At 69.0% G+C, this 7,482-nt stretch carries 10 protein-coding genes; 4 read left to right on the plus strand and 6 right to left on the minus strand.

Going from position 1 to position 7,482, the window contains the following annotated elements; all coding sequences use genetic code 11:
- The 4 genes from RWX45_RS08095 to RWX45_RS08110 all read left to right on the plus strand — a co-directional run.
- The coding region (locus RWX45_RS08095; protein WP_316023222.1) for a J domain-containing protein at nucleotides 1-614 on the plus strand (614 nt) is incomplete at its 5' end.
- Nucleotides 611-1,099, plus strand: a complete 489-nt coding sequence (locus tag RWX45_RS08100; RefSeq protein WP_316023223.1) for a heat shock protein transcriptional repressor HspR — start codon at nucleotides 611-613, stop codon at nucleotides 1,097-1,099. The genes RWX45_RS08095 and RWX45_RS08100, both read left to right, overlap by 4 nt.
- 140 nt (nucleotides 1,100-1,239) lie before the next feature.
- Entirely contained in the window at nucleotides 1,240-1,731 is a 492-nt protein-coding gene (locus RWX45_RS08105) for a hypothetical protein (RefSeq protein WP_316023224.1), read from the plus strand.
- Between the two features lie 48 nt (nucleotides 1,732-1,779).
- Nucleotides 1,780-2,448 carry a hypothetical protein gene (locus RWX45_RS08110; RefSeq protein ID WP_316023225.1) on the plus strand — a complete coding sequence of 223 codons (669 nt, stop codon included), beginning with the start codon at nucleotides 1,780-1,782 and terminating at the stop codon, nucleotides 2,446-2,448.
- Here RWX45_RS08110 and RWX45_RS08115 read toward each other — a convergent pair.
- The 6 genes from RWX45_RS08115 to RWX45_RS08140 form a co-directional block, all read right to left on the minus strand.
- Complete coding sequence (locus tag RWX45_RS08115) at nucleotides 2,420-4,741, minus strand: prolyl oligopeptidase family serine peptidase (RefSeq protein WP_316023226.1); 2,322 nt, start codon at nucleotides 4,739-4,741, stop codon at nucleotides 2,420-2,422. The two genes, RWX45_RS08110 and RWX45_RS08115, sit on opposite strands and share 29 nt — an antisense overlap.
- A 48-nt stretch (nucleotides 4,742-4,789) precedes the next feature.
- Complete coding sequence (locus tag RWX45_RS08120) at nucleotides 4,790-4,972, minus strand: antitoxin (protein ID WP_316023227.1); 183 nt, start codon at nucleotides 4,970-4,972, stop codon at nucleotides 4,790-4,792.
- 86 nt (nucleotides 4,973-5,058) lie between these two features.
- Nucleotides 5,059-5,331 (minus strand): helix-turn-helix transcriptional regulator, encoded by a 273-nt coding sequence (locus RWX45_RS08125; RefSeq protein ID WP_316023228.1) that lies wholly within the window; start codon nucleotides 5,329-5,331, stop codon nucleotides 5,059-5,061.
- A gap of 85 nt (nucleotides 5,332-5,416) precedes the next feature.
- A complete protein-coding gene (locus tag RWX45_RS08130; RefSeq protein ID WP_316023229.1) occupies nucleotides 5,417-5,671 on the minus strand; it encodes a hypothetical protein in 255 nt (84 codons plus the stop codon).
- Nucleotides 5,672-5,866: 195 nt separating this feature from the next.
- Complete coding sequence (locus RWX45_RS08135) at nucleotides 5,867-6,586, minus strand: hypothetical protein (RefSeq protein ID WP_316023230.1); 720 nt, start codon at nucleotides 6,584-6,586, stop codon at nucleotides 5,867-5,869.
- A gap of 65 nt (nucleotides 6,587-6,651) precedes the next feature.
- A complete protein-coding gene (locus tag RWX45_RS08140) occupies nucleotides 6,652-7,371 on the minus strand; it encodes a hypothetical protein (protein ID WP_316023231.1) in 720 nt (239 codons plus the stop codon).
- Between the last annotated feature and the right edge of the window lie 111 nt (nucleotides 7,372-7,482).

Below are 7,482 nucleotides of genomic sequence, written 5' to 3' on the forward strand. Positions count from 1 at the left end.
CTGCAGGGGGTGGGCGGCGCTCGCGCGGCCCCTTCGGCTTCGGCGGCTTCTCCTCCCAGCCACAGCCGCAAAAGGGACCCGACGTGCTCACCAGCGCCACCCTGTCCATGCGCGACGCCGTGGCCGGCACGCTGGCCGAGCTCACCGCTGACGGGCGCACCATTACGGTGCGCATCCCCGCCGGTGTGCACGACGGGCAGAAGATCCGGCTGCGCGGCAAGGGGCGCCCCGGCTCGGGCGGTGGAGAGAACGGCGACATGGTGGTGACCATCTCGGTGGCCAAACACCCGGTGTACTCCATCGACGGCGCCAACCTGCGCATGGACCTGCCGGTCACCCTCAAGGAGGCCGCCCTCGGGGCGACCGTGGAGGTTCCTCTCCTGAACGGCAAGTCGTCTCGGGTGCGGATCAAGCCCGGCACCTCCTCCGGCACCGTGCTGCGCCTGCGCGGCAAGGGAGTGGCCACCTCCAAGAAGACCGGTGACCTGCTGGTCACCGTCCAGGTCGCCGTACCGAAGAAGCTCTCCAAAGAGGCCAAGGCCGCCCTGGAAGCTTTCGATAAGGCGATGGAGGCCGACCCGCGCGCGAACCTCGCCCGAGAGGCGGCGCGGTGACCGCGCGGCGGCGGACGGGCCAGGGCGTCGACTTCCTCGCGGAGGATGCCGACGAGCGGGCCGTCTACGTCATCTCCGTGGCCGCGGAGCTGGCGGGGATGCACCCGCAGACCCTCAGGCAGTACGACCGCCTGGGGCTGGTCACCCCGGCTCGCGCCTCGGGGCGGGGGCGGCGTTACTCCCACCGCGACGTCGAGCGCCTGCGGCGGGTGCAGGCCCTCAGCCAGGAGGGCATCAACCTCGAGGGCATCCGCCGCATTCTCGAGCTCGAGCGGCGCCTGGAGCGTCTGGAGGAGGAGAACCAGGCGCTGCGGGCCCGTGAGGCCGCCGTCGAGCGGGTCTTCGCTGCCGCCGCCGACGGCGAGGTGCAAGTCGTCCCGGTCCCCTCCGGCAGGCGCCCATCGGGGCGGAGAGCCGGAGACCCGCCCCCGGTCGGACGGCCCAGCCGACCGGGGAGCGCCATTGTGCTGCGGCGCTCCTGGTAGGCGCCCGCCCGGACGACTCCGGCAAGATCCCGCGAATCGAGACTGTTCTCGCTAAACCGACAGGGCGCTGGGCACTGTCGCCGCTATCCCTGTAGGCTGCCATTGCTACGTGCATCTGAGAAAGTGAAGGCACATTCGTTATGACCCAGCCGCAGAACCCAGGACAGCCCTACATTCCGCCGTCGGCAGGCTCCGCCGCGGGCAGCTACAACCCGCAGCAGTACCCCCAGCAGGCCCCGCAGCCCCAGCAGTACCAGCCGGCGCAGCCGGTAGCGCAGTCCGCCCCCGCGGCCGGCCAGTTCCAGGACCCCTACGCACCGGGACTCCAGTACTCCCAGCCCGCCGCGGACTCCTTCTTCACCAACCTGTTCGACGGTGCCCGGAGTTTCGCCGCCAAGTACGGCAAGACGGTCTTCATCGTCGGCTTCGTGCTGTACGTGGTGGCGTGGATCTTCGGCGCTTTCGACGCCGCCTACTACTACTCCAGCTACGACGGCACTTCGTACTTCACCTTCACCCAGTTCCTGGTCAACCTCTTCCTCGACATTCCCAAGGTCGCGGTTAACATCCTCATCCTGCGTCTCTTCATTGAGATCGCCGCGAAGATTGGTGCCCCCAAAACCGAGGCGTGAGCCCTCGGCGCGCCTGAGAACCACCTCACGAGCACTGACGGAGCAGCGGTGGCCGGCTACGAAACTGACGACGGCGAACCCCGGTACGGCAAGCGCCTGAGTCCCGAGGAACTCGCCGCCTACCTGCGCGAGCAGGGGATTGAGCCGCGCACTACCGCTCAGGCTCCGGACGGCGAACCTGAAAACCGCCGGCGCGACACCTCTCGCGCGGCAGGTCGGGCGCCGCGCTCCGCGGCGGCGCGGGGCGCGGCCACCCGCTCGACACGGCGCTGGCGCACACTCGTCGTCGGGCTCGTGCTCATGTTCGTGGTTCCGCTCGTGCTCTCGGTGGCGGGCGTGCTGACCGTGCTCGACGGCTCGCTCGCCCAAGGGGCCCAGCTCAGCGAGGACGGCGTCGTGTACCTGGAGAAGGGCACGACCGCAGCCCTGTACGGGACCACGCCTACGGCGACCGCCGACTGCACCGTGACCGGCCCCGACGACGTCGCCGTCATCCTCCAGACCCCGGGGGAGGGGCTGCCCTACCTGTCCTTCGCCGTCGGGCAAACCGGCGCCTACACCGTCACCTGCCCCGCGGGCACGCGCGGCATGGTGGTGGGCCCGGCCATGAACCTGGATCGGGTCCCGTTGGCGGGCACGCTCATCCTCGCCGGAAGCGCCGCCGGCCTGGCCGGGATCGTCGTCACCATCATTGGTTTGGTGCGTCTGCGCCGCTGAGCGCACGCCAGGCGAATTCGTACTCGAGGGCGTACATGTAGGCGCGCTGCGCATTGGTTGCGGCGCGCCCGTGCCCGCCCTCGTTGTTCTCGAAGTAGGTGACGCGCTGACCCAACTGCTCCATCCGGTAGGCCATGGTGCGCGCATGCGCCGGGTGCACACGGTCATCGCGCGTGGAGGTCACCAGCAGCACCGGTGGGTAGGTCCGCCCCGGCTGGAGCAGGTGGAAGGGGGAGAAGCTGCGAATGAACTCCCATTGGGCCGGGTCGTCCGGGTCCCCGTACTCCGCCTCCCAGGAGGCGCCCGCCAGGAGATGGGTGTAGCGGCGCATGTCCAACAGCGGCACCTCGCACACGACCGCGCCCACCAGCTGCGGGTAGCGAGTGAGCATGACCCCGACCAGCAGGCCGCCGTTCGAGCCGCCGTGCACCGCTAGCTGCGCCGGGGTGGTGACCCCGCGGTCGGCGAGTGCCTGCGCCACCGCGGCGAAGTCCTCATAGACCCGGTGGCGGTTCTGCTTCAGCCCCGCCCGGTGCCAGGCCGGCCCGTACTCGCCGCCGCCACGGATATTCGCCACGACATAGGTGCCGCCGCGCTCTAGCCACGCCTTGCCGGTGACGGGGATGTAGTTGATGCCCAGCGGGATCTCGAAGCCGCCGTAGCCGTACAGCAGTGTTGGGGACGGCAGCGGGCGGCCGGCGTCGTCGAGCCGCGGCCGCCCGATCTGGAAGTACGGCACGCGGGTGCCGTCGGCGGAGATAGCCACATGCTGGGTCACGACGACGCCGCTCGCGTCGAAGCGCTCGGGTGCGGCGCGCAGCACCTCGACGTCGGCCAGGCTGCCATCGGCATCCAGCCCACCGACCGCGAGCGTGGTTGGGTGGGTGAAGGCGGAGACGGTCAGCCACAGCCGGTCTCCCTCGCGCGGATCGACGGCGCTCGCGGACACGTCGATGAGCGTGCGGCCCGGCCGCAGCTCCGTGGGGTCCTCCGCCTGGGACGTCGTCGGCGCGGCCGATGCGGCGGCAACTCCCGCTGTGGGGAAGGCAGCGTCAAGCAGTCGGCCCACATCCAGGCGCTGACGGGACCAGCCGTTCGCGCCGTCGGGTGACCGGGGAGTAAGCACCTCCAGGGCGTTGACGCAGTCGTCCAGGAGGGTGAGGACCAGGTGGCCGGCGGTGATGGTGAATCCACTCAATGAGGTGGCCGACGTCGGGGTGAACAGCACCTCCAGGTCGCGGGAGCCGTCCAGGAAGGCGTCGATCGGTGCGGTCAGCAGTGAGCCGGCCGGATAGGTGCGTCCATCCGCGGCCGCCCAGTCCTCGCGCGGCTCAATGAGCAGCAGATCCCACGCCGGGGTTACCGCCGCCGAGGCGGGCACGTCCACGTGCAGAGCTCCCGGCGCGACCACGGTGTCCATTCCGGCCAGGTGGCGGGCGGCATCAGAGGCGGGGAAGGTGGGAGCGCCGTCGGGCAGCAGCCACAGCTCCTCGGTGTAGAAGTCCGGGTGGGTGAGCAGCCAGGTGCGTCCCCACTGGTCGCGGTGGGCCCAGGCGCCGTCGTCCGTCGCGGCGGCGGTGAGCAGTACCTCGCCCGCGTCGGGGCTCTGTCCGCGGCGCAGGCGGCGCACCTGGCGCGGGTAGCCGGCGGGGGAGAGGGAGCCGGCACCGAAGTCGGTGGCCAGCAGGGCCGCGTCCCCGGCGTCGTCGGCCCAGGCGAGGAATCCCTTGGACGCCTTCCGGGAGAAGCCGCCCGAGGCGGGATCGGTGGGGAGGAAGCGCCGCTCCTCGAGGTCGAACTCGCGGGTGACGTCGGCATCGGAGCCGCCGTCGGACAGGGTAACCAGGGCGCGCCGGCCAGCCAGCGGCCCGGTGCGCAGGACGGAGGCGCCGTGCCAGACCCAGCTGGTGGCCTCGGCCTCGCCGAGGGCGTCCAGGTCGAGCAGGACCTCCCAGTCGGTGTCCCGCGCGGCGTCGCCGGGGACAGTGGGCGCTCCGGCGCGGTAGGAGTCCCAGGTGGTGCGTCGCCACAAGCCACGGGGGTGGGTGGCATCCGTCCAGAAGTTGTACAGGGCGCCGACCGCCTCACCGACTCGGGGAATGCGGTCGGGGGCGTTGAGGATCGCTTCCATGTCCTCCCGCAGCGCGGCGAAGCCGGGCGAGTCATCGAAGGCGGCGCGGGTGCGGGCGTTGCGCTTCGCGACCCACGCAAGCGCCCGCTCCCCCTCAATGTCATCGAGCCAGTCGGGGACGGGCTCGAGGCCGGACGGAGGGGAAACGGGCGCGGTAGTCACCTGACCGACTTTACGTCCGGTCGGTGCCTGACAATGCCGCGGTGGGCATCACTCGTTGCCGATGGCCTTGTCGGCAGCGTCGTGGGCGGAGTCGATCTGGGAGTCGAACTTGCCGCCGGTCACCTTCTTGGCGGCCTCGGCAGCCTTGTCGAGGACCTTGTCGGAGACTTCCTCGACCTTGTCGGAGCTGACGACGCTCTCGGCCTTCTTCTTCAGGTCATCGAGTCCCATAGTGACTTCCTTTCGTTGAGGTATGGAGTACCGGATGGCCTCCTCAGCAATGCAGTATGGCATGGGCAACTGCGCGCGGGGTCGGTTCACGCATGGGCGGTCATGCTTGCATCGACGGCCTCCGCGGAAGCATCGGTGACCTCCAGCAGCTCGCCGACAGTGCAGTCCAGCGCCCCGCAGATCGACTCGAGCGTGGAGAAGCGGATCGCCTTGGCGCGGTTGTTCTTGAGCACGGAGAGGTTGACGGTGGTGATACCGACCTGTTCGGACAACTCGACGAGCGTCATGCCGCGGGCATCAAGGAGCCGGTCGAGATGGCAGACAACCCGTGAGCCGGAAACGGGCCCGGTGGTGCTCATATCAGTCCCTCCGTTTGTTCGCGTAGTTCCGCATTCTCCGTGGTCAGGGCGGTGGAGCGCTCGTGCAAATGAGACAGTGCTCGGGTCAGAAAGGCCATGAAATGGACTCGATCTCCAGGCAGGTGGGGATCGCCAGGCACAGGGCGATGAAAGCGGCGCCGACGGTGACGGCGATGCGGCCGCTGCCGGGGAAGGGGCCGTCTCCCTCCGGGGAGTATTCGCGGGTCTCGGCGCGCAGGCGTCGCCAGAGGGCGGAGCGCTGGTGCGTGCGATGCGTAGCGTCCCGCTCTGGCGGGGCTTGGCTCGTGGTGGGACTGGTCGGGGTGGTGATGCCACGCATGGTGACCTCCTGCGAGGGGCGTGTGCTGTCGAGTCGCCCTCGACTCGACATATCGATTTTCGATGTATCGATAGTCGATATGGTACTCGCCGCGGGCACCCTGTCAAGACCTCCTCGCCCATGGCATGCATCGGCCGCGGACGCAGGCACATGTGCCTGCGTCCGCGGCCGACGTGGTGTGGTGGAGTGTGTAGATCAGAGCGAGCCGAGGACGGCGTCGTAGATCTCTTGATCGCGTTCGGCGGTGGAGGTGGCGATGAGGACCGAATCGACGATGCCATCCCCGGTGGATACGGAGATGATGGAGATGTAGTGGTCTTCATCGTCCGCCACGGCATTCATGCGGAATACCGCCGCTTCCAGGCCGCTGGGGGTCGTTGTCGAGGTGTAGTCGCTTGAGTCGGCCTCGTTGAGTTCGGCGAGGTCGATGAATTCCTCCTCGGTGGGAAGTGCGTCCGTCTCGGCGCGCCCAACGGCGATCTCATCTGCCGAAGCATCACCAGAGCTGCTGGAGGTGTCGGCGCTGATGAGGGCCGTGTCCTCAAGATCGGCGATGACCTCGTCCTCGGACTTGTCCAGCGCCTGCGCGATGCGCCCGACCAGTTCGGTGTCGGAGCTGTTGGCGGAGGTGAGGGTGTCCCAGTCGGAGGGGACGGCCACGGACATGTCGTACTCGGGGATCTCCACGAGGGTGAAGCCGTCGGGGACGGACGCGGTTGAGTCCGAGTCGGTCTGTGCGTCGGTGTCTGATCCGGTGTCCGCAGCGTCCTCGGAGTTGGCGGTGGCCTCTTGGCTGGCTTGGGTGCTGGTGGTTTCGGAGGTATTGGAGCCGGAGCAGGCCGCGAGCGGCAGGGCCAGAGCAACAGTGGCGAGGCCGGTGGCGGCCAGGATCAGCGGGCGGGACAGGCGGGACATGGCATTCCTAACGGTCGGGGTGGAGATGACTGGGGGTGGTACTGCGATGGCGGCGCGGTCTGCCGTCACAGAGACGCCAGGATGGCGTCCGCCAGCTCCTGGGTGCGCTCGGCAGACGTGCCGGTGGTGATGGTGATGCTGACTACGCCGTCCGCTTCAGGGGTGACGGTAGTAATCGTCATGACGTACATAGGCTGGCCCAGGTCCAAGGAGTAGCTCATGGTCCTGGCTTCCGCGCCGCTGCCCGTGGTTGTCGTCTCAATGCTGAGGTCATTGAAATTGAGGCCGTTGTCCTCCAGGTCTTTGGTGACCTCCTCCTCGCTGCGCAGCTCGGTCACCTCATGGGTGATCTGGGCGTTGATCTCCTCGGATGTACCGGAGTTGCTGGCAGCGATCACCGCATACATCTGGAGCAGCACCTGCACGCTGTCGGCCTCCTGGCCCGAGGCCTCGGTGTAGGCGGACACGAGCGCGTCGTCGTCGGCGTCGTCGCTGGTGAGCGTCACCCAGTCGGAGGGGACGGCGAAGGACACGCTACTGTCCGGGATCTCGACGGCGGTGTAGCCGTCGGGGACGGACGCGGTCGAGTCCGAGCCGGTCTGCGCGGCGGTGCCTGATCCGGTGTCTGCGGCGTCAGCGGAGGACTCGGCGGTGACGGCCTGGCCGGATGCGGTACTGGTGGAATCGGCGTCGGAGGTGGAGGAGCAGGCTGCCAGCGGCAGGCTGAGGGCGATGGCGGTCAGGCCGGTGGCGGCCAGGGTGAGCGGGCGGGGCAGGCGGGACATGGGATTCCTTACGGGGTGAGGATTGCTGTGTCTGGGGGGTGCCCCTATGTGGTGTGTCAAGCGGCGGCGGGTAGTTGCTGGGCTGGTGGGTCGTAGAGGGCGCCGTCTCGG

It is taken from the genome of Actinomyces sp. MRS3W, from assembly GCF_032465695.1.
Taxonomy (GTDB): Bacteria; Actinomycetota; Actinomycetes; order Actinomycetales; family Actinomycetaceae; genus Actinomyces.